Source organism: Streptomyces sp. URMC 124, from assembly GCF_051386455.1.
In the GTDB taxonomy this organism is placed as follows: domain Bacteria; phylum Actinomycetota; class Actinomycetes; order Streptomycetales; family Streptomycetaceae; genus Streptomyces.
Map to the genome: position 1 here is coordinate 1 of NZ_JBPQTS010000560.1, position 252 is coordinate 252.

The 252-nt window shown below is 55.6% G+C and carries 1 pseudogene; it reads left to right on the plus strand.

What is annotated here, in order from left to right:
• Positions 1-252 (plus strand): annotated as a pseudogene (locus tag ACSNOG_RS33695) (dipeptide/oligopeptide/nickel ABC transporter ATP-binding protein); the annotation flags it as partial.

A 252-nucleotide genomic window follows, 5' to 3' on the forward strand; every position in this document is an offset into this window, starting at 1 on the left:
GTCATGTTCGAGGGCACCAATCTTCTTGCCCTAAGCAAATCGCAGATGAATCGGAAGCGCAAGGATCTGCAGATGATTTTCCAGGACCCGTACGCTTCATTGAACCCTCGCAAAACCGCGGTTCAAGTGCTGGAGGAAGCGATGGAAATCCAGAACATCGTCCCGAAAAAGGAGCGGCGGTCAAGGGCCATCGAGCTGCTCGAAACCGTCGGCCTCTCCGCCTATCAGGCCGACCGTTATCCGCACGAGTTC